General features: G+C 53.3%; 18 protein-coding genes. 5 read left to right on the top strand and 13 right to left on the bottom strand.

Translation table 11 applies throughout. From position 1 onward, the window contains the following. Positions 1-89 precede the first annotated feature (89 nt). From DFT_RS10475 to DFT_RS10455, 5 genes are all read left to right on the top strand, one after another. On the top strand, positions 90-2,060 hold the full coding sequence (locus DFT_RS10475; RefSeq protein ID WP_054031145.1) for a methyl-accepting chemotaxis protein: 1,971 nt from the start codon (positions 90-92) through the stop codon (positions 2,058-2,060). Positions 2,061-2,196: 136 nt separating this feature from the next. Next, positions 2,197-2,847 (top strand): Maf family protein, encoded by a 651-nt coding sequence (locus DFT_RS10470; RefSeq protein ID WP_054031144.1) that lies wholly within the window; start codon positions 2,197-2,199, stop codon positions 2,845-2,847. Beyond that, positions 2,837-3,544, top strand: a complete 708-nt coding sequence (locus tag DFT_RS10465) for a YggS family pyridoxal phosphate-dependent enzyme (RefSeq protein ID WP_054031143.1) — start codon at positions 2,837-2,839, stop codon at positions 3,542-3,544. Before DFT_RS10470 ends, DFT_RS10465 begins: the two co-directional genes overlap by 11 nt. Then, positions 3,541-4,107, top strand: coding sequence for an epoxyqueuosine reductase QueH (locus DFT_RS10460; RefSeq protein WP_054031142.1), 567 nt, complete (start codon positions 3,541-3,543; stop codon positions 4,105-4,107). The genes DFT_RS10465 and DFT_RS10460 overlap by 4 nt, the downstream gene beginning before the upstream one ends. 16 nt (positions 4,108-4,123) lie before the next feature. Then, entirely contained in the window at positions 4,124-5,965 is a 1,842-nt protein-coding gene (locus DFT_RS10455; RefSeq protein ID WP_054031141.1) for a M48 family metallopeptidase, read from the top strand. Positions 5,966-6,144: 179 nt separating this feature from the next. Here DFT_RS10455 and DFT_RS10450 read toward each other — a convergent pair whose 3' ends face one another. The 13 genes from DFT_RS10450 to DFT_RS10390 form a co-directional block, all read right to left on the bottom strand. Continuing rightward, entirely contained in the window at positions 6,145-8,457 is a 2,313-nt protein-coding gene (locus DFT_RS10450; protein ID WP_083453433.1) for a GspE/PulE family protein, read from the bottom strand. Between the two features lie 28 nt (positions 8,458-8,485). Further along, positions 8,486-8,737, bottom strand: coding sequence for a hypothetical protein (locus DFT_RS10445; protein WP_054031140.1), 252 nt, complete (start codon positions 8,735-8,737; stop codon positions 8,486-8,488). Positions 8,738-9,061: 324 nt separating this feature from the next. Then, entirely contained in the window at positions 9,062-9,493 is a 432-nt protein-coding gene (locus DFT_RS10440; RefSeq protein ID WP_054031139.1) for an ACT domain-containing protein, read from the bottom strand. Positions 9,494-9,578: 85 nt separating this feature from the next. After that, positions 9,579-10,880 carry a phenylacetate--CoA ligase family protein gene (locus DFT_RS10435; protein ID WP_054031138.1) on the bottom strand — a complete coding sequence of 434 codons (1,302 nt, stop codon included), beginning with the start codon at positions 10,878-10,880 and terminating at the stop codon, positions 9,579-9,581. 100 nt (positions 10,881-10,980) lie between these two features. Next, the gene (locus DFT_RS10430) at positions 10,981-11,772 is read right to left on the bottom strand and encodes an enoyl-CoA hydratase/isomerase family protein (RefSeq protein WP_054031137.1); all 792 of its coding nucleotides are present in this window, start codon (positions 11,770-11,772) and stop codon (positions 10,981-10,983) included. Between the two features lie 51 nt (positions 11,773-11,823). Further along, entirely contained in the window at positions 11,824-13,749 is a 1,926-nt protein-coding gene (locus DFT_RS10425; protein ID WP_054031136.1) for an N-acetylmuramoyl-L-alanine amidase, read from the bottom strand. Positions 13,750-14,141: 392 nt separating this feature from the next. Next, the gene (gene mutS / locus DFT_RS10420; protein WP_054031135.1) at positions 14,142-16,766 is read right to left on the bottom strand and encodes a DNA mismatch repair protein MutS; all 2,625 of its coding nucleotides are present in this window, start codon (positions 16,764-16,766) and stop codon (positions 14,142-14,144) included. A gap of 122 nt (positions 16,767-16,888) precedes the next feature. Beyond that, positions 16,889-17,320, bottom strand: coding sequence for a LapA family protein (locus tag DFT_RS10415; protein WP_054031134.1), 432 nt, complete (start codon positions 17,318-17,320; stop codon positions 16,889-16,891). 94 nt (positions 17,321-17,414) lie between these two features. After that, positions 17,415-18,593: a deoxyguanosinetriphosphate triphosphohydrolase family protein gene (locus DFT_RS10410; protein WP_054031133.1), complete on the bottom strand. Its 1,179-nt coding sequence runs from the start codon at positions 18,591-18,593 to the stop codon at positions 17,415-17,417. Continuing rightward, positions 18,580-19,356 (bottom strand): ATP-grasp domain-containing protein, encoded by a 777-nt coding sequence (locus DFT_RS10405; RefSeq protein ID WP_152971937.1) that lies wholly within the window; start codon positions 19,354-19,356, stop codon positions 18,580-18,582. Before DFT_RS10405 ends, DFT_RS10410 begins: the two co-directional genes overlap by 14 nt. 32 nt (positions 19,357-19,388) lie before the next feature. Continuing rightward, positions 19,389-20,264: an Mrp/NBP35 family ATP-binding protein gene (locus DFT_RS10400; RefSeq protein WP_054031131.1), complete on the bottom strand. Its 876-nt coding sequence runs from the start codon at positions 20,262-20,264 to the stop codon at positions 19,389-19,391. Positions 20,265-20,413: 149 nt separating this feature from the next. Then, the gene (locus tag DFT_RS27280) at positions 20,414-20,881 is read right to left on the bottom strand and encodes a Mut7-C RNAse domain-containing protein (RefSeq protein WP_369688325.1); all 468 of its coding nucleotides are present in this window, start codon (positions 20,879-20,881) and stop codon (positions 20,414-20,416) included. Between the two features lie 124 nt (positions 20,882-21,005). Beyond that, positions 21,006-21,671: a DUF4292 domain-containing protein gene (locus DFT_RS10390; RefSeq protein ID WP_161807123.1), complete on the bottom strand. Its 666-nt coding sequence runs from the start codon at positions 21,669-21,671 to the stop codon at positions 21,006-21,008. Between the last annotated feature and the right edge of the window lie 51 nt (positions 21,672-21,722).

Below are 21,722 nucleotides of genomic sequence, written 5' to 3'. Positions count from 1 at the left end.
TCACTCCGAGCAGCGTCAAAGAGGCAGGCCGATCGGGAATCACGTCGTACCACGCATCCCCGGCCAAGCCGGTCAATGGAGAAAATGTTATGAGCAGCCTATGGACAAAACTCAAATTGCGCAACAAGTTCCTTATTCCCACGATCCTTCTGATCCTGCTGGGCATGGGAATCTCTTCGACGATCTCCTATGTCTCTTCTAAAGACACCCTGAGCGACATGCTCTCCAAGGATCTGGGAAAAACGATCGACCTGGCCTCCCAGATGCTGGACCGGTGGTTGAGCGACCGCACCCTGGATGTCCAAAACTGGTCCCAGCAAAAAATCTATATGACCGCCGTGCAGGGCTCGTTCATGGGCAGGGCAGCGGCGTCATCTGCCAACGGCCAGCTCGCCAATCTCAAAGAGGTCTATGGGTATTACAGGAATGTCTGCCTGGCCAACGCCAAGGGGCAAATTACAGCCGCTGCCGACACGGAGGTCATAGGGAAACTTACCATTCAGGATCAATCCTACTTCAAAAACATCATGGAAGGGGCGCCTTTTGCCATTCATTTACAAAAAAACCCGGATACCGGTGCCCCCGAAATGATTCTGGCGGCCCGCATCTCAGAGGCGGATCAATCCACCGGTGCGCTGCTGGGGATCATCGACATTTCGAAAATCAATGAACTTTTCATCGATCGCATCAAGATCGGTCAAACGGGCCATGCCTATCTGTACGAATCCGCAGGTCGCATCATTGCCCATCCCAAGCGGGAGATGCAGCTCAATTTCGATATGAGCAAGCAAACCGGTTTCGATGAAATGAAAGGCAAAACCGAAGGCATGTATACCTATGAATTGGACGGCGTATCCAAGTGGGCGGCCTTCAAACAGCTCTCGACCATGCCATGGAAGGTAGCGATCACCATCCATATGGACGAAGTCCTGGCGCCGGCCAAAAGATTGGGTCAGGTGAGCCTCGTGGTCACGATCGCCTGCGTACTGCTGGCCGCATTGATGATCTTTGTGATCAGCAACTCCATCGCCAAACCCATCAATAATGTGGTGGCCGGTCTCAAAGACGCCGCCGAAGGCGAAGGTGACCTGACCAAACGGATCACCGTGAGCAGCCAGGACGAGGTGGGTGACCTGGCCAAATGGTTCAATCTGTTCAACGAGAAGATGCAGGCGATCATCAGGGAGGTGGCGGACAACGCGGCCAGACTCAAGCAATCCGGCAGCGAATTGTATGAGATATCGGCAGCCCTTTCCGAAGGCGCCGACCAGACCACCCAACGCGCGCAATCGGTGGCTTCAGCCTCCGAAGAAATGAGTGCCAACATGAGCACCGTGGCCGGCACCATGGACGAAGCGGCCACCAATGTCAACATGGTCGCTTCGGCCACCGAGGAGATGAGCGTCACGATCAGCGAAATAGCACAGAGCACCGAAAAAGCGCGCAGCGTGACGCACAACGCCGTCTCCCATGCGGAAGGGGCCTCGGGACAGGTAGATGAATTGGGGCGTGCGGCCCAGGAGATCGGCAAAGTGGTCGAAACCATCACCGATATCTCCGAGCAGGTCAACTTATTGGCCTTGAATGCCACCATTGAAGCGGCCCGTGCCGGTGAAGCCGGCAAGGGTTTTGCCGTCGTTGCCAATGAAATCAAGGAACTCGCCCAGCAGACGGCCAAGGCCACCGGCGAGATCAAGCGTCAGGTATCGGCCATTCAATCATCGACCCAGGTGACCGTGGTCCAGATCAGCAACATTACCGAGGTGGTCAACGAGGTCAACGATATCGTGTCCAAGATTGCGGCGGCGGTCGAAGAGCAGTCAACGACCACCAAGGAGATCGCAGGAAACGTGGCCCAGGCATCCCAAGGGATCGGCGACATCAATCTCAACGTGGGTCAAAGCAACACGGTGGCCGCCGATATCGCCAGAGAGATCTCCGAGGTCACCCAGGCGGCCGGCAATATGTCCAACAGCAGCGCCCAGGTCAATATGAATGCCGAACAGCTTTCCAAACTGGCTTCGCAATTGGATACCACGGTCGGCAAATTCAAATTCTAACCCAAATCATCTTGATTCATGCGCCCGGTCCCTTGCTTTGTCGGCATGACCGGGCGTTTTTTCTATTTTGATCAAGTTTTCTTTGAGGTCGGCCGCGATCTTGCCAAGCTTAGGTCCATTTGATAGAACCCACCGCATGGTGAAAAAAACGCAAAATGGACGAATCATCCTGGCCTCCCAATCGCCAAGACGCAAATACCTGCTAACCCAGGCCGGCCTCGAGTTCGATGTGTTGCCCAGTCATATCGATGAAAATGCACTGGCAATGGATCGACCCGCTCCATATACCTGCACCCTGTCACGTTTAAAGGCACAAGAGATCTCCGCACTGCATCCAGACAGCTGGGTGATTGCCGCCGATACCATCGTCGTGATTGAAGATGAGATATTGGGAAAACCTGATGACCTTGAGCAAGCCCGTGATATGTTGTACCGCTTGAGTGGACAGACGCACCAAGTTTATACCGGGTATACGATTTGTTGTGATACGGAAAAAAAGGAAATCACCGACAGCGTCTGCACCGATGTAATCTTCAAACAGCTTTCAGACGAAGAGATCGAATGGTATATCAGCACCGGTGAACCCTTTGACAAGGCCGGCGCCTATGCCATCCAGGGATTGGGGACATTTTTGGTCAAGCGAATAAACGGATCGTATACCAATGTGGTCGGCCTGCCGGTATGCGAAGTGATCGAACACCTGATCCGTGAAAGGGTGGTGCGCATCACCCCTTCGGGATATCAAGGACAGAAGATGCACAACCCGGTGATGAACAATGACTTCTGAACTGAAAGAAACCATCCGGGCCAACCTGTCGCGGGCCATGGAACGCATCGCTGCTGCGGCGCAACGTAGCGGCCGGTCCCCTGAACAGATTCGGCTGGTCGCCGTGGGCAAAACCCATTCTGTCGAAGCCATACAGGCCGCCATCGATGCCGGTGCCGCCATTATCGGCGAAAATTACATTCAAGAAGCGAGAGAAAAATTCGATGCCCTCGTCCACACACCGGTACAGTGGCATTTCATCGGCCACCTGCAAAGCAACAAGGCCAAATATGCCGTCCGGCTGTTCGATCTGATCCACACGGTGGATTCGATCAAACTGGCTGCGGAGTTGGACAAGCAGGCACGCAAAGTCGGTAAAGTCCAGGATATCCTTGTTCAGGTGAATATCAGTGGCGAGGCATCCAAATCGGGCGCAGCCGAGGCCGAGACCGAAAAATTGATTCGGTCGATTTCCGGATTCAAAAGCATCCGCGTCAAAGGGTTGATGACCATACCGCCCTTTTTCGACGATTCCGAAGGCGCTCGTCCATTTTTTGCTGCACTGAAACAGTTGAAAGATCGGCTCCACGCCTTGAGCATCGAAGGAGTCGACATGAAAGAACTCTCCATGGGAATGACCGGCGATTTCGAATCCGCCATCGAAGAGGGAGCCACACTGGTTCGACTCGGCACCTGTATTTTTGGTGAGCGGTCATGAAACTCTTGTTGCATATCTGCTGCGCTCCCTGCAGCATCTATCCCCTCAGGATATTACGCGAAGATCGTTTCGACGTAATGGGCTATTTCTATCGCAGCAACATTCATCCCTTCACTGAATGCCTGAAGCGTCAGGAGACACTTGAATCTTACGGCCGGTCGGCCGATCTGAAGCTGATCATCGCACCCGAATACGACCTCGAAGGCTTTCTTCGAAACGTGGTTTTCCGCGAATCGAACCGCTGCGCCCTTTGCTATCATGATCGCCTCAGATCTACGGCGCTGATCGCCAAGCGGGGCAGATTCGACTGTTTCTCGACCACTTTGCTTTACAGCAAATTCCAAAAACACGATGCCATCCGATCGATTGGCGAAGCGGTCGGCAAGGAGACTGGAATTCCCTTCCACTATCAGGATTTTCGCTTGGGATGGGAAGAAGGCATAGAGGCCTCCAAACAAATGGGTATGTATCGCCAAGCATATTGCGGTTGCATCTACAGCGAGAAAGAGCGCTATTTCCCCGGAACGAAACGAGCTCACGCCATCGACGCTCCAACGCAATGATATACGGTGACCGACGATGTTCGCACATTTCATCTACTTTATCATTGCACTGATCACGCTGACCCTTTATCAGCCATCCTCAACACCGGCGCTCGGTCCCTACGAATCCTTTTTGGGCCTGATCTGTTTATCTATCCTTTTCATTGTCTATACGCGAAATCGCTTTCATCGTCTGGCTCAGCGGGTCGGATCGGAGAATCGCCTGCGGCTGGACCATCGGTTCGGTCTTCTGGTGACACGCCACCTGATTCTTGCATTGATCGCCTTTGGAATAGCTATCTGGGCACTCGAATTACCCTCCCACCTCGCGCAGGTAACACTCTTCCAGATGATGCCCACGTTGGCGGACCTGATGTTTCTCATCCTTTTCGTCGGATACATGACCCTGGTATGGGTTTTCGCCTACGATGCCCAACGAGTGATTTACCAGAGCGACCTCTCACGCAAAGACTATGTCTATTCCAATGTCGCCCTGAGCGTTCCGGTCCTGCTTCCCTGGCTGGTGTTGTTCGGGCTGTCGGATGTGATCCACCTGCTCCCATCTGAACTTCCCAAACGCATCCTCGACAGTTCCGTCGGGCAAACGCTCTATTTTCTGATTTTTCTGGTGGTGGCAGCCATTTTCGCCCCCCTGCTGATCCAACGTTTTTGGCGTTGTCGCCCTTTGGAAAAAGGGTTTTTCCGGAACCGTATCGAAGCCCTTTGCCAAAGGACCGGCGTCCGTTACGCCGACATAGTCTACTGGCCCATATTCGGGGGCCGAATGATAACGGCCGGCGTGATGGGGCTCGTCGGTCGCTTTCGATATATCCTGGTCACCGATGCGCTGCTGCAACTCTTGAGCCCCCAGGAGATCGATCAGGTCATCGCCCACGAAATCGGCCATGTCAAACGCCGACACCTGCCCCTTTACCTGCTGCTTTTTGTCGGGTTCATGCTGATTTCCTACGCGGCCTATCCGCTGAGCGTCGCCACCACGATTTTTTCCAAAACGATTCTGGGTGTTATTCTCTCCTTGAAGATCAACCCGGTGAATTTTATTTACAGTCTGTACGCGCTCTTTCTCGTTTTAGGGATTGTTCTCTACTTCCGTTTCATCTTCGGTTTTTTTATCCGAAATTTCGAGCGCCAGGCCGACCTCTTTGTCTATCGCCTCTTTCCTGATGCCCATGCCTTGATTGCAACCTTTAATAAAATCGTGGATGCCAGCGGCCAGCCGGCGGAAAAGCCCAACTGGCACCATTTCAGTATTCGCGAACGCATCGATTACCTGGTACGTTGCGAGCAATCCCCTGCCTGGATCGACCGGCACGACCGTAAGGTACGCAATAGCATCATCGCTTACCTGATCGGCTTTTCCATATTGGCCGTCGCGGTTTTCCAACTCAATCAGATGGTGCTCAATCAGAGCAATCGACAATTCACTCTCACGGCGATAGAAAATTATTTGCTCGACAAGGAACCCAAGACCGAAGAAGACGCCCTGCTTTACGGCCTGATCGGGACCATCTACCTGGAGCGCAATAACCTCGATGCCGCCATAGCGCATTACGAAAACGCCATTGCGCTCAATTCCAACGATCCGGACATTCTCAACAACCTCGCCTGGCTGCTGGCCACCAGCAGGGATAGCGAGGCATACGATCCCGAACGCGCACTTATCCTTGCCCAGCGGGCCATCGGTCTGAAACCCGCACCGCACATCTGGGACACGCTGGCCGAGGCGCTATTCGTGAACGGTCGCTTAGAAGAGGCCATTGCCGCCGAACGGCAGGCATTGGAGATGAATCCCGAGGACAGAAAAATCTACGAGGAACAACTCGAAAAATTCAGGAAAGCATTGCAAAACTCACAGTGAAAGCATTCAGATGCTTGAAATGCCGTGGGCGGGCATAAAGCCCGCCCCTACGAGAGCTGGGTGGCAATACCGACAGTTGCCCTGACCGGGCGGCGCAGGGACGGGGTTTAACCTCGCCTGTATGAAGCCCAAGCGCCTTAAGACGCAAGACTTTAAACTTAACACTTTAAACTTTAAACTTATTTTATACAAACTTTGCGCACCTGCAACAGATCGGTGTGCCCGCCGAAAATTTTCTCGATACCGTCCTGTTTGAGGGTACGCATGCCATCCTTGATCGCTTGGTCACGAATGTCTTCCATCTTGGCCCGCACCTGAATCAACTTCTTCATCTCGTCGGTCCCGGTGAGCAGTTCGTGTATGCCCATACGGCCGCGATACCCCGTATTATTGCACAACTCACACCCCGCCGGCTTGCAAAGGATCATCTCCGGGTTGAATTTGAGCCCCATATTGCGCTCGAAATCTTCCTGCCCATACTCTCTGACGAGTTCATTGAATTCTTCTTCGGATGGATTGTACTCTTTTTTACAATCCGGGCACAGGGTGCGGACCAAGCGTTGGGCCAAGATACATAAAATGGCATCGGCGAAGTTGAAGGGGTCCATTCCCATATCGAGCAAACGGACGATACTTTCCGGCGCGCTGTTGGTATGCAGTGTGGAGAAAACCAGGTGACCGGTCAACGACGCTTCGATACCGATGTGGGTGGTCTCCTTGTCGCGCATTTCGCCGACCATGATGACGTCCGGGTCGGCACGGAGAAAAGATCGCATGGCGGCGGCAAAGTCGAAACCGATCTTGGGTTTGACCTGCACCTGCCGAAGCCCTTTCTGGGTAATTTCCACCGGGTCCTCGGCGGTCCATATCTTGGTCTCGGTTTTATTGATATAGGCGAGGGCCGAGTGCAAGGTGGTGGTCTTACCCGAGCCGGTGGGGCCGCAAACGAGAATCAATCCATATGGCTTGACCACGGATTGGAGGAAACTCTCGTAGTTGGCCTCTGAAAACCCCATTTTGATCAACGGAATCGGCTCTCCGGCGGCCAGAATACGCATGACCACGTCTTCGAGCCCCCCCTGGGTGGGAATCGTCGCGACACGAAGCTCGATGTCTTTCCCGCCATATTTTTTAAACTTGATCTTGCCGTCCTGAGGCAGGCGCCGCTCGGCGATATCCAGGTCCGACATGATCTTAATACGCGACACCACGGCGTTACGGTATGCAAAAGGGATGGTCTGATACACCGTACAGGCGCCATCCACGCGAATGCGAACCATCGTGTTCTGCTTGCCCGGATAGGGCTCGATATGAATGTCCGATGCATTTCGGGCATAGGCGTCCAGGATGATTTTGTTGACCAGTTGGACGACGGCGCTGTCCTCCTCGCCCACCCCCGATTCGGCCTCTTCGATCTCATGATGTTCATCCTGCAATTGGGACAGGATGTCATCGATCTGGGCCATCTCCTTTTCGTCGGCGGTGAAAAGCTTGATGAAATCGAGAATGTCCTGCTTTAGGGCCACCACGAATTTCATCCTGCGGCCGGGGAACAGAGCCTTGATCTCATCGATGCGTTTCAGGTCGTGTGGATCGTCGATGGCGACGACGGGGTTGTTGTCTTCGGTTCTCAGCGGCACCCACACATTGTTACGCATGAATGGGACTTTGAGGCCGGTGAGCAGATCTCCAGGAATGGGAAAGGTGGCGTTGTATGCCACAAATGGCACCTTGTAATATCTTGCCAGGGATTCGCCCAGCTCTGATTTGGGGACCTTGTATTCACGAATCAGCACACTTTCGATCGGCTCTTTGCGCTGACGGGCGTCGGTGATGGCCTTGGTAATCTCTTTCTGGGTAAGCAGATGGTTTTCCAGCAGGTGATCGAACTTGGTGGTACGCCCTCCCCTGGCGGCCATTCGTTTCTGATTGTAAAGGGCGATACCGATAATTTTGGCCAGATCGGCAATGGCCTTTTCATCTTCGGATGTAAATCGACCGCCGCCCTTACGGTTAATCAGCTGGAGGCCGCCCATGAGATATTTTTGAAATATGATCGGGTAAACCAGCGCCTGTCTTGTACGGTATCCGGTTTTCTGATCCCAGGATTTATCAAAACAGAGACTTTCGTCGATGGCAGCCAATTCGCTGTCATCATACACATTTTCGATATTGAGTAGCTTGTGGGTCAGGGCAGAATAACCGGCCAGGGAATCCTTGCCGACCGGTACCCGAATCTCGGCGATCTCGTCGCCGGTCTTGAACCTGGAAACCATCTCCCGCTTGACGCCGTCAATCACATAGATCGTCATGCGTTCCGCGGAAAAAAGAGAAGTAATCTCTTCCTTCAAATCGATGAGAATATCGTCCAGATCCCGGGCAGCATTGATACGATTGCCGATCTCCTGGAGTTTGGCCCTGTAGTCGGCTACCGGCCCCGGTCCTGCGCCGTCGTTGTCCAAGATGGTTTGTGCCTCGTTTGCTTTTAGCATATCACAATCCCTGCACCGGATTTTTGGTTCAACTATTGCGATCCGGTTTCGATGATATCATGTATCGGTAGATCTTTTGTATCCCACCACCTAAAAGAATAATACCCATTAAATAGAAACAGATGCGGATTATGCCGGTGCTGGTTGAAAAAACCTCGATCTGAGCGATTTTGGGCATCACCTGGGGGATTCGCACAAACACGCCCACGCCGGCCAGGGCCAGCGCGATTCCCCAAATCAATTGAAGCGTGCCGATAGACGATGGCTCTTGTTTTTGCATAAACCTTTCCCACAGGGTATGAGGGGCTGACCCGGCCCTTCAGGTTTTATGTTAAGTAAATAAAATTATAAAATTCAATATAAACGTAAAGCTAAAGTTAAGTCAATGGCCTCTACGGTGCATTTCTCCAACACCTACAGTGAGTTATCACTTATGGGCCGGAAGACCCAGTGTGAGCCGACTGTCCGCCTGACAGTTAATATCGGCCCTTGAAAGGTAAACGTTAAGGTCAATTCCGGCAATAAAAATTAAAACGCCCGAGCAGCGGCAGTGAACAGCGATGCCACCCGAGCGTTTTCAGCCCTGCAAACTTTTCGAGTGGGACTATAGTGCGTTTAACTGCTCCTCATTTAAAATCGTCACGCCCTTGGAATTAAGGATCTCCGTGGCTGCCGCAATATTATCGAACCGAAAAATCATGACGGCATTTTTGCCCGTGTGCCGTACAAAGGCATACATATATTCCACGTTGATCTTGTTGGCTTTCAATATTTCCAGGATCGAATTCAAACCACCGGGACGATCTTCCACCTCAACGGCGAGCACCTGGGTTTTGCCGACGGTAAACCCATTGTCCTTCAGGGCATCAATCGCCTTGTCTTTATTGTCCACAATCAGGCGCAGCACGCCAAAATCGGATGTATCGGCCAAGGCCAGTGCGCGAATATTGACACCTGCTTCGGTCAAGATAGCGGTCACTTCCGACAACCTTCCAGATTTGTTTTCGAGAAAGACGGAAATTTGTTCCACCAGCATAGTGCCTCCTTATATCCTTTGAGTCGACCTCACGGACGAGTAGTTTCAATTTTCAGTGCGCCAACATGCTTCGCCGCTGTCAAGTTTAGAGCTTTCGATTGTCGATCACCCGAACGGCCTTCCCCTCGCTGCGGGCAATTCCCTTGGGTTCCACCAGTTTCACTTTAGCCGATACACCCAACAACTCTTTGATATTTTTTGAAATAGTCCGCTCCACACTCTGCAGTTGTTTTACCTCGTCCGAAAACATCCCCTCGCTGACTTCTACCCGGACCGTCAGAATATCCAGTGCACCTTCGCGGTCCACGACCAGCTGGTAGTGGGGCGTCACGCCCTCTATATCCATCAGCACGCTTTCGATCTGGGATGGAAAGACATTCACCCCCCTGATAATCAGCATATCATCGCTTCGACCCGTGACCCGGCTCATACGCAGATGCGTTCTTCCGCAAATGCACGGCTCTGGATTGAGGGAACAAATGTCTCGCGTCCGGTAGCGAATGACCGGAAAGGCCTCTTTGGTGATGGTCGTGAAGACCAGTTCGCCAAGCTGGCCGAAGGGCAGCGGTTCGAGGGTCTCGGGATCGATGATTTCCGGAATGAAATGGTCCTCAAAGACATGCAGACCGTTCTTTGCTTCCTTGCACTCGATGGCCACCCCCGGCCCCATCACCTCACTCAGGCCATAAATATCGACGGCCACCAGGTTGAGCTTTTTCTCGATCTCGTTCCGCATGGTCTCGGACCATGGTTCGGCGCCGAAAATGCCGTATTTAAACTTCAGATCCTTGAAAGAAACGCCCATCTCCTCCGCCACTTCGGATAGATGAAGGCTATAGGACGGTGTCGAGGTGATGATGGTCGGCCCGAAATCCTTCATGATCATGACCTGTCGCCGGGTGTTGCCGCCGGATACCGGGATGACCGAAGCACCCAGCAGCTCCGCGCCGTAATGAACGCCCAAGCCTCCGGTGAACAAGCCATAGCCATAGGCATTGTGGATGATGTCGCCTCTATCGGCACCGCCGGCCATCAAGGCTCGTGCCATCAATTCGGCCCAGGTCTTGATATCCCTGGCCGTATAGCCGACAACAGTTGGTTTGCCCGTGGTTCCGGAAGAAGCGTGGATGCGCACCACGTGATCCATGGGAACGGCGAACATGCCAAAAGGATAATTATCCCGCAAATCCTGCTTGGTCGTAAACGGCAACCGGCGAAGGTCCTGAATGGAACGGATATCGTTCGGTGTGACGTGCGCTTCGGCGAATTTCTTCCGGTAAAAAGGAACGTTGGCGAATACGCGTTCAACGGTTGCCTGCAATCGGCGAAGCTGGATGGCCTCCAGCGCTTCTCGCGGCATGGTTTCGAATTCCATATTATATATCATCGGGGTGCTCCTCCTTTTCCCTCGCATCGAGATTCAGTTCAGGTCGCTCTGAGTATTCACCTGTTCAATAGAGGCCTCTCAACAAATGCCCCATTTGCCGTCATGGGATCAACCGGCCTTTGAAGAGAGGTTTGCGCTTTTCGAGAAACGCCGACGTCCCCTCTTTTGCGTCGGAACTGGCCAGGCAGACGGCGAACGCATCCGTCTCGATCCGCAGGCCGGAAGGGAGGTCCACATTCAGTCCATAATTCACCGCCTGTTTGATGGCGCGCAGTGCTACTTTTCCCTTGGTGGCCATTTCCCGCGCGATATTCATGACCTCCCCCATCAACGCGTCGGGAGCCAGGGTGCGATTGACGATGCCGAGTCGATAGGCTTCTTCTGCGGAAATCATCTTGCCGGATAAAAGGAGCTCTTTGGCTCGACCGATACCGATGATTCTAGGCAGCCGCTGGGTGCCTCCGTATCCGGGGATGAGGCCCAGATTAATTTCAGGCTGCCCGAAACGGGCCGAAGTGGAGGCATAGATGAAATCACAGGCCATGGCGATTTCCAAACCGCCACCGAGGGCAAAACCGTTGACCGCAGCGATGGCGGGTATGGGCAGCTCCGCGATTTTGTTGATAATCGACAACCCCTTATTGATAAACACCTTGGCTGAAAGGGTATCGAGTTTGGCCAATTCCGTAATATCCGCCCCGGCGACAAACGCCTTTTCACCGGTACCGGTGAGCACCAGCACCCGGATCTCTTCGTTTCCAATGATTTCCTGCAACGCGCGATCGAGCTCACCCAGCAAGTCGCTGTTCAGCGCATTGAGCGCTTTGGGTCGATTAAAGGTGATGGTCGAAATCCCATCGGTCGTCTCAAACATGATGTTGCTGTAAGTCATCTGTGCCTCCTTGTGAATCAATCTTCAAACCTGTCTGAAATGGGCTGCCACTCAGCCTTCATCTTTTTCCATCTGGCGCCTTTGAAACGCCATGGGGTTGATCTCTTCGATATACCGCTTAATACCGTCTACGATGCCCTGACACAACAGATCCTGATAATGCCCATTGGTCAAACGCTGACATTCCCTCGGGTTACTGATGAACGAGGTTTCGATCAATATCGAGGGCATTTCGGCACCGAGCAGCACATAAAAAGGTGCTTTTTTCACCCCCTTGTTTTTGATGTGGCTGTACTTCTGTTTCAGCTGGGCAAGGGCTCCCTTTTGGACATAGCTGGCCAAACGGGTCGACTCGCTCACCTTGGCGTTATTCATCAAATCTTTTAAAATCGAATCAAGATCGCTGATGTTCTTTAATGAGGTGGCGTTCTCCCGGGCCGCCACACGGATCGCATCGTCATCGGTCGCCAGATTGAGGATAAACGTCTCGATGCCATAGGCACGATTGTCGGGTGAGGCGTTGGTGTGGATGGAGACAAATAAATCCGCCCCTTGGGTGTTGGCGATAGCAGTTCGTTCTTCCAGGCTCAAGAAGACATCCCGATCCCGCGTCAGGACCACATCGCAATTGAGCTGGGTGCGTATCTTCTGCGCCAGTCTTTTTCCGATTTCCAAAACAACCTGTTTTTCATGCACGCCTTTCAGGTATCCGGGAGCTCCATAGTCCTTGCCGCCATGGCCGGGATCGATAACGATGCGCCTGACCCCCAATGCCAGCTGTTTGACGATGGCACTCTGGGGCAGTTTGCCATTGCTGCGAGCCACTACGCCCGTTTCGGTCGCCGCCGTTTGCACCCCGTCGACCGAATCTTCCCCCCACACATCCAACACGATGCGGAACGGATTCTTCAGCGAAAATATCTTAAATGTCTTGGAAGATTTGATGTCCACAACCACGCGCACCGTATCGCTGTTATATTGTCCGGCGCGCGCATCGCTGAGCAGGTTGTCGTTGATCGGGACGACTTTTTGGAGATCCTTGCTCAAACGACTGTTATGGACATCGATATAGATGCGTTGGGGTTTGCCGATGGCCGGATCTTCGCGCAATTCGTGATGCGTAAAGATGGTATCGAGGTTGGCGTCGATGACCACGCGCGTATATCGCGGATTGGACCAAAACCGCAAGCCTTCCACGACAGCGGTTTCGCCGGAAGCCACGCCCGGAACTGCTTCGACCACCGGCCGATTGCTCACGTCAGCAGATAGAATCACGTCGGATACGGGATCGGGCGAGGCGGCATGAACACTCGAAGGCGCGAACCTCGCCAGATCATTGCGTGCCTTCTCGGTAAACGGGCTGTTGGGAAATTGCCGGATCAAATCCTCCAGGGTTTTCTGGGCCTGGTTGCGATCCACATCGTTGCGGGACCATTTGTAAAGCCCGCTGTAGCTTCCGGCCAAGCCATACATGGAGGCCGCTGCAAGAGCGCCGTCCGGCTCCGCTTGATACGCGTTGCGATATGCGGTGATGGATTTTATCCATTGATCTCGAAATTTCTGTAGTCTGAGGTTCTCCTTCAGCTTTTGGTCATTGGCCTCCGCTCGTTCATACCATTGGGCGGCCGATGGTTGCAGGTGGGTCGCGGCTTGCTTTTCAGGTCTGTCGGCAGCCGATTTCTGAGCGGTGGCTTGATCGGGGGTGTATTGGTCGATCGCCTTTTGGGCCCTTGCGCTGTACCTGCTCTTCGGAAAATGCCGCGTCACACGCCCCAACAGGTCAAGCGATTCTTGTCGATCCGCTTCGAGATACGAGAGCTGGTAGAGATCGCCATACATGATCCCTGCGTTATAAAGTCCTGCCGCAGCCCAGGGCCCATGCGGGTCGTGTCGATAAACGGCAAGATACTTCTGGATACACTGCATCCACTGGTCACGATATTTCTGCCGCTTGGTGTCCTTGCGCAGTTCCAGCATACAGCGTTCGGCCGTATAGTATTTGGATTTAGCGGTCGCCGCCCAGAGAGACACCGGGACGAGGACAGAGGAGATTGAGAAAACAAGAAGCCAGCACCAAAACCATGTAAATGAAAATTTTCTCTCTTGTCCGGAGCGAGGTGTTGTATCGCGATTGGCCATATCATTACATCCGTCTGTCTCGATGAACACGTCTATTTTTTGATAGCAATGTAAAAAGTCTCTGTAGGACGGCGCCGTAAAAAGTTCAAGATCAAGGCGTGCGAAATTCCGTGTCCTGAGTCGTACTTGTCGCACGCCGCAAAGACGACGGGATGCGCACAACACGGATATTGGGCTTTTTACGGTGGCGTCATTTTTTGTATCCAAGAAAACATGAGCACTGCCCATTGTCAATGTGTCTTATTGATCTTGTCCTGCAAATTCTGGATCAAATTCAATGCTTGCAAAGGAGTGATCGAATTCGAATCAATGGCTCGTAAATGCTCGATGACCTCTGTCTCGAACGGTTTGAACAAGTCCAATTGAACGGGCCTGGATTTCCGGCCATCACGGCCCTTTTGCGCCGGCATCGAGCCGTTGCCGGCCGGGGCGTGGTTTTCCACCCGCTCGAGCACCCTCTTGGCCTCTATAATGACCTGTTCCGGAATACCTGCCAGTCTTGCCACCTGGATGCCATAACTGCGATTGGTCCCCCCGGGGATAAGTTTCCGCAGAAAGATGATCTGATCCTGCCACTCTTTGACGGCGATGTTGAAATTTTTGACGCGCGACTTGCAATCCGCCAGTTCGGTCAACTCGTGATAGTGGGTGGCAAACAGGGTTTTGACCCCCTTATCCTTCAGATCATGCAGGAAAGCCACCACGGCCCAGGCGATGCTCAACCCATCGTAAGTGCTCGTACCGCGGCCAATTTCATCCATGATCACCAGGCTGCGGGGGGTGGCATGATTGAGGATATTGGCGGTTTCCTCCATTTCGACCATGAACGTGCTCTGACCTGCGGATAAGTTATCCAACGCCCCGACGCGGGTGAAAATCCGATCGGTCACGGAAATGTCGGCCGCTTCGGCGGGAACGAAAGAACCAACCTGAGCCATGATCACCAGCAGCGCCACCTGGCGCAACACGGTTGATTTTCCGGCCATATTGGGACCGGTGATCACCAGTATCTGCTGTTGGTCGTCATCGAGGTGGATCGTATTGGGAACGAATCGTTCGCCACGAATCATCTTTTCCACCACCGGATGCCGCCCCTCTTGGATATGAATCACGCCCTCGGTGTTGATCCGGGGCCGGCAGTAGTCATTTCTATCGGCCACCTCGGCCAGGGCCAGAAGGCAGTCAGTTCTGGCCATAAATTTGGCCGCGCCCTGCAACCGGTCGCTGTTGTCCTTCACCCGCTCCCGAATATCGTTGAAAAGTAACAGTTCCAGGGCGCATCGCTTTTCCTCGGCACCGAGGACCTTGGATTCGAACTGTTTGAGTTCATCGGTGATGTACCGTTCCGCATTGACCAGCGTCTGCTTGCGTACGTAGTGGGCCGGCGCCTCTTTGGCCTGAGCCTTGGAGATTTCGATATAGTACCCGAAGACTTTGTTGTATCGTACTTTCAAAGTATTGATACCTGTAGCTTCCCGTTCGCGTGCTTCGAGTTGGGCCAGATATCCTTTCCCGTCCTTGGACAGTTGAATCAGCTCGTCGAGCGGCGCATGATACCCCGTTTGTATCATTCCGCCTTCATTGATCGTCGGTGGGGCGTCCTCCCGAATGGCACGACCGATCAACTCTCCCAGCTTTTGAAGTTCATCGAGCGGCAACCGCACCTGAAACAGCGGGCTGTGAAAGGAGGTCAGCAACGCCCAAATCTGCGGGAGGCCCTCAAGGGAACGCCCCAGGGCCAATAGGTCCCGGGCATTTGCATGGCCCATGACGATCTTGCTGTTCAGCCGCTCCAGGTCGTACACCGCGGTCAAGGCCTCCAAAAGCTTTCGCCGCAGTTCGCTTTGCGCCAGAGCTTCTTCCACGGCATCCAAGCGGTCACCGATGAGCTGGGCCTCGATCAGCGGATAACGCAACCACTGTTTGAGCATCCGACCGCCCATAGCGGTTTTGGTGTGGTCCAGAATGCTGATCAAAGTGCCCTGGCGACCGCCGGCACGCAGGTTTTTTTCAAGTTCCAGGTTCTGACGGCTCGAAAGATCGATCACCAGATGCTCTTCGAGATGGTAGGTCTCGATATGTCGCAGGTGGGCCACCGATTGCTTCTGGGTCTCCTGTACGTAAAACAGCAGCGCACCGGCCGCGCCCACTCCGGCCGTCATGTGCTGACAGCCGAAACCCTCCAGGGAACGTGTCTGAAATTGCTCGATCAATCGTTTGCGGCCGCGATGGTGTTCGAATACGGAAGGATCCAACCAGTTGACGGTGCGTTCGCCTAAAGCAGCCGCGAGATGTTGTACGAGTGCTTCACGCTGCGATCCATCGGGCAACAACACCTCTTTGGGAGTAATCCGTTGCACTTCGTCTGCGATCTTTTGGGCCTGGCCGGTTTCCGCCACACGGAACATTCCGGTGGAAATATCGAGATGCGCAAGCCCCAAGGTGTTCTGAACAACAGCCAGGGCGAGGAGGTAATTGTTCGTCTTGGCATCGAGCAACTCATTTTCGACAATCATGCCCGGCGTGACGACACGCACGATTTCCCTTCGCACCAACCCTTTGGCGGCGGCCGGATCTTCGACCTGATCGCAGATGGCCACCTTGTAGCCACGATCGATGAGGCGGGCGATGTAGTTCTGTGCTGCCCGGTAGGGGACGCCGCACATGGGCACAGGCGCCGGTTCGTTTTTGTTTCTCGAAGTGAGTGTGATTTCCAACTCCCGCGAGGCCAGTTTGGCATCCTCAAAAAACATCTCGTAAAAATCGCCCATGCGATAAAAAAGAATCGCATCCCGGCAAGAAGCTTTTATCGCCAGGTATTGTTGCAGCATGGGGGTGGTTTTCGGGGCATTCATGTCAAACTGATGTTTTATGAGGGTGAGGTTCGCGGGTAAGGAAAATCGGCAAGCCCGTTGTCATGGCTGCCGATATATCTTCTCGTCCAACTTCGGCTTGGCCGAAGATTATCCACCGTCCGTTATTGCTTCGCGGCATGTTGTCCGTTTGCGTCTTCGACCTGAAGTTCTGGCCCCTGTTCTTGAGTAACCTCCGTTTCAACCGGTGAAGGGGATGAGGTCTGGCCGGAAAGCGGCTGGGGTCTGAGCGCCTGGACATCTTTTTTCAAGTCATCGATGGCTTGTCGTTGCGCATCGCAGGTCTGCCGCAGCACCCTGACCTGCTTGCCGGAGCGGTATCGCTCCGCCAGACCGAACAAGTACACGATCAACGCGCCGATAAAAAAAATCGCGGTAAAATAGAGGGCCACCGGTAATTCCGGAGAATCGTAAACGGCAAATGTCAGATCAATTCCCAAGCTTCTCTTGACAAAAAAGAAATCCCTATTCTGGTAAATAATAAGCCCGAGAAAAACGATGATGATGAGCCATATGCCGATCTTGACCTTTTTCATTCGGGTTCTCCCTCGAAAAGTTTCGAAATGCGCATTAAATTGCTTTAATGTTTATAGTTTTCGACCTTAAAACTCAACCCTTTTTTGGTCTCGATCAGGACACATCGATGACATTGGGACGCAGACGCTCGGGACACTGGAGCAGAAAATAGCGGTCTGTCATTCCGGCGATAAAATCACGCACAATCTCGGCGGGTCGATGTGACTCGATGTACTCTTCCGACATATCGGCCAAAAAGCCGGTAAATATCTTGGATCTCTCGTTTCCTTTCTGCAAATCGTTCAGGTAGGATTCAAACAGAAGTTCAAATAGCGTCTGAATGGCAGCGGCATTCTTTTTGATAGTCGGATTGAGATAGATTCTCTCAAGGTTGAACTGTTTGAGTTGCTTCAAGCCATTGGAAACACGGTCGCTGAAAGCGATGTGGCCTGTCGTATGACTGCAGTGGATGATGTCGGTCACCAGGTTATACACAATGGTGCCGTTGCTGTCTCCCAATACCGCGGTTACCTCAACGGGCAAATCGCCGCGCTGGACGACCTGCAGACGTATCGCATCTTCCAGGTCGCGTCCGATATATGCGACCGTGTCGGCCATTCGGACCACGCAACCTTCCAGTGTCATGGGCATCAGGGCGAAATCGGGATCTGCTTTTTTTTTCGCCATTTCCAATCCGAGCGTGTCGAATGATTTTTCTCCCTGTGGCCGCAATACCTGGTTATGAATTTCACCATCGTGGCAGAGGATCCCATCCAGGGTTTGCAATGTCAGGTTCCACCCCCTGCCTTTGCGCTCGACGCAGTCCAGGAATTGGATACTCTGCACATTGTGCAGGAAATGGCCGATACCGGCATCTACACATAGCTTGCTCAAATAACGCTCCCCGTCATGTCCGAACGGCGTATGACCGATATCGTGTCCGAGGGCGATCGCTTCGATGAGGTCTTCGTTCAAGTGTAAAAACCGTCCGATGGTACGGGCGATTTTGGAAACGAGTTGCACATGCAGGACGCGATGGGTGATGTGATCGTTGCGAATCAGGTAAAAAACCTGTGTCTTGTCGATATAGCGCGCATAGGCCATCGAATGAAGGATGCGGTCGGTGTCCAGGGCATAGGATTGTCGATAGCCGGATTGCACCCTTTCCTCTGGCCGGCGGCGCAAGGCGTCCTTGCTGAATGCAGCGGACTGAGAATAGATAACCGTCTCTCTCTGATTGAGCTCGGCTTTCAGGTTGGAAAGCGTCAGCGTTTTCTTTTCAAATCTGTCCATCGTGAATGAGCTGCTCCATCATTTTACCGTAATCGATGCCGGAGTGTTTGAACCCTTCCCGGCCATAATTCATGTTGGCCTCGAGGATCAAAAATTGGCCGTTGTGTTCACAAAGGTCCAATCCCACATCGTCCAAGCGCAAAACCCTGGCTGTGCGCTCCGCAAGCGAGATGGCCTCGCGCGGCACCGGTGAAAGGTCGATCGTCCCTCCACGGGCCACATTGGTGCGAAACTCCCCTTGGGGTGCCATCCGCCAATAGGCATGCCTGGCTTTCGCACCGATGACCACGATGCGGATGTCGCGGTCGATCGGCAAATACTCCTGAATATAGGCAGGCGAATGGTCGAGGCAATAGCATGCCAGGTCATCCGGGGTTCGTATCAGAAAAACCCCCTTGCCGAGGGAGGACCCCCGCGCCACTTTAGCGACCAGAGGCAACGTAAAAAAATCGAGGATACGCTTTTTTTGGCGCTTTCCAAAAAAAACGCGTGTGCGCGGATGGGGAATACGGGCTATTTGAAAAAGCGCCGTTTGTTTGATTTTGTCCTGTGCGATTTTATATGTGTGGTAACTCGGGAAGGTTTTTTTCCCCAAAGCATCGAACAGTTCGGCGTAGAAGGAAGACGGGTAGTAAATGGTCGATGCCCGTCGGATCAATTCTTGTTCTTCGTCGCTGTAATCGTCGAAATTGGGTCGCACGCCCAGGGTCGTCACCGAATCGCAATGGCTCAGCCGCCGGCCTAAAGCAATACGAGGCGGCACAACGCCGCATTTCGATTCTGCGCAGCGATCGCTCATTGGGCAGACGATTGCCCGCCCCACATGTTTTTGGCAATAGCCTCGACCTTTTCTACAAGCTGGGCCAAGGCATCGATAAAGTCGGCCGCAGCCGATTTCAATTCAAACGGTGTCCCGCCATCGAAAACCTTCACCACCTGGGGATCGAAAGGCAACGTTCCCAAAAAGGGCACGTCCATTTGAGACGCCGTGCGTTGTCCACCCCCCGCTTTAAACAGCGAAATGGTCTTGCCACAGCATGGGCAGGTGAAGGGGCCCATGTTTTCAACCAATCCCATGATCTTCATCTGTATGGTTCGGCAGAAATTGATCGATTTGCGCACGTCGGCCAAAGCGACATCCTGAGGAGTCGTGACAATGATCGCCTGTGCATCCGGAATATATTGGGCAACGCTCATCGGTTCGTCACCGGTGCCCGGCGGGGCGTCGACGATCAAAAAATCAAGCTTCCCCCAGCGCACATCACCGACGAACTGCCTGATGACTCCTGATTTTGCCGGGCCACGCCAGATAACCGCCTGGTCTTTATTCTGCATTAAAGATTGCATCGACACGATCTTTAAATTTGCATTGACGGCTTTGGGTAACACCCTTTGGTTCTCGTCGATATCTAGAAGGCCTTGAAGCCCCATCATGCCGGCCAGGCTCGGGCCATGGATATCCACATCCAGAAGGCCCACCTGATACCCCCTTACCGCCAAATACATCGCCAATCCAGCCGCCACGCTCGATTTGCCCACGCCGCCCTTGCCGCTCATGACCAGCAATTTTGTTTTAATGTCCGCCAGGACCTCTTTGATCGAGTCGTCCCCATTCTGCGATGGCGCCTTTTGACCGGATGTACCGGAAGGCGTGCTTTCTCTTGATGCCATAACTGATGCTCGCTTTCGACTTTTCTCGTAATTTAAAGGTCACTCATTATCTCGAACAGATGACAGTCGCCGCACGGGCGCATCTGCTGTTCGGGCATATAGCAAGAATCAGCGTCGCTTGCAATGCCACCCCAAGGGCCCGTAACGGTCTAAAACCACTGATTCATTTGGTTTAACCACCGTTGGGTATGACTTCCGGCCCAGTAGATGCGTCCACACGAGCGACATTTTTTAAAATGCTTATGGGATTGCCATACATAATCGGCGACACATCCCGCAGCCTCCATTTTGGGCACGGTTTCCAGCAATTCGTTACACCTGCAACATCGGCTCAAGGGCTTAAGGTCGATGGCTCGGACATTTAAACCGAGCAGCACCTGACGGATTTGAGCAAGCGGATGGTCGTCATCGACAAACAGGCATAGCGGGTGCCCCAACATCCGCCAAACCCGCTGGCATCGTGTCAAAACGATACGATGCCCCCCAGAAAGCCTTTCCAGACGCCTTGCGTCGGGAATACCCCGATCGAATAGGGTGTCAAATCCGCAAAGGCGCAGATGGGTCATCAACTTGCCCAGGGTGGCATCTGCGACAAGGCGTGGCAAGGCATGGGGCATCATGGCGTCTATCCATGGAAATGGCCGAAGCCATTAAATCCAGGTCGATATGAGCCTTTAGTTGTCAAGCATCGGTTCCTGCCCGACAGGGGTGTACATGAAGAGCCATTTTCTAAAGAGAAGTCTAATGCGAAGGCGCAACGTCCAGTTGGAACAATTCCGGCAGGACGGGGACTTCCGGATAAACCCGATCGATCAACAGAGACAAGATGTCTCCTGTGCCAGCTGTGATTTCGATTTCTCTCGGCAACTCATACCCTTGCTGCGGTCGCCAATCCTTCCAGCGCACGCGATAAGCGATGGCGCCGTCATTTTGGAAAGCGGTCATTTCCTCGATGGTACAGTCCGCGGATGTTTTCAACTCGCCCTTGAGCACATGCCAACGACCAATCAGGGCGACTTTCGTTTTCTGGGCCTCGGCAGGTCGCATCTGAGCGGCAGCATACTCAGGCAATGGCGGTGCGCCTTTCAATATTTGCAGAAGATCCTCGATCCCGATGGGAATCTGGATAAGCTTCTGCAGGGCCGTCGGGGACTGTTTGACCCGATACATCTGATCCTCGTCATGAAGATCGATCACCACATTCTTGCCGTCCGCAGCGAACCGCATCAGTGGCTGCCCTAAGAATGTAAGCCACTCGACTCTGATTCGATCCGGATAGATGGCGGCAAGTGCGGCTCGCCCCGACAAATTGCCCTGGGCGGAAATCAATCGAATGTGCATGATTCCTTTGAGCCGACTCAGATTCTGGTTTTTGAGCGCCAACTGCTCAATCAAATCCCGTGCCATGGGGTCTTGCTCTGGGGGCCCCGCCATCCAGCCGCATCCGGATATGCTCGA

Origin of the sequence: Desulfatitalea tepidiphila, assembly GCF_001293685.1 — a bacterium.
Classification (GTDB): domain Bacteria; phylum Desulfobacterota; class Desulfobacteria; order Desulfobacterales; family Desulfosarcinaceae; genus Desulfatitalea; species Desulfatitalea tepidiphila.
The sequence above is the reverse complement of the archived record's forward strand: the minus strand, read 5'-3'. Positions and strand labels throughout refer to the sequence as shown.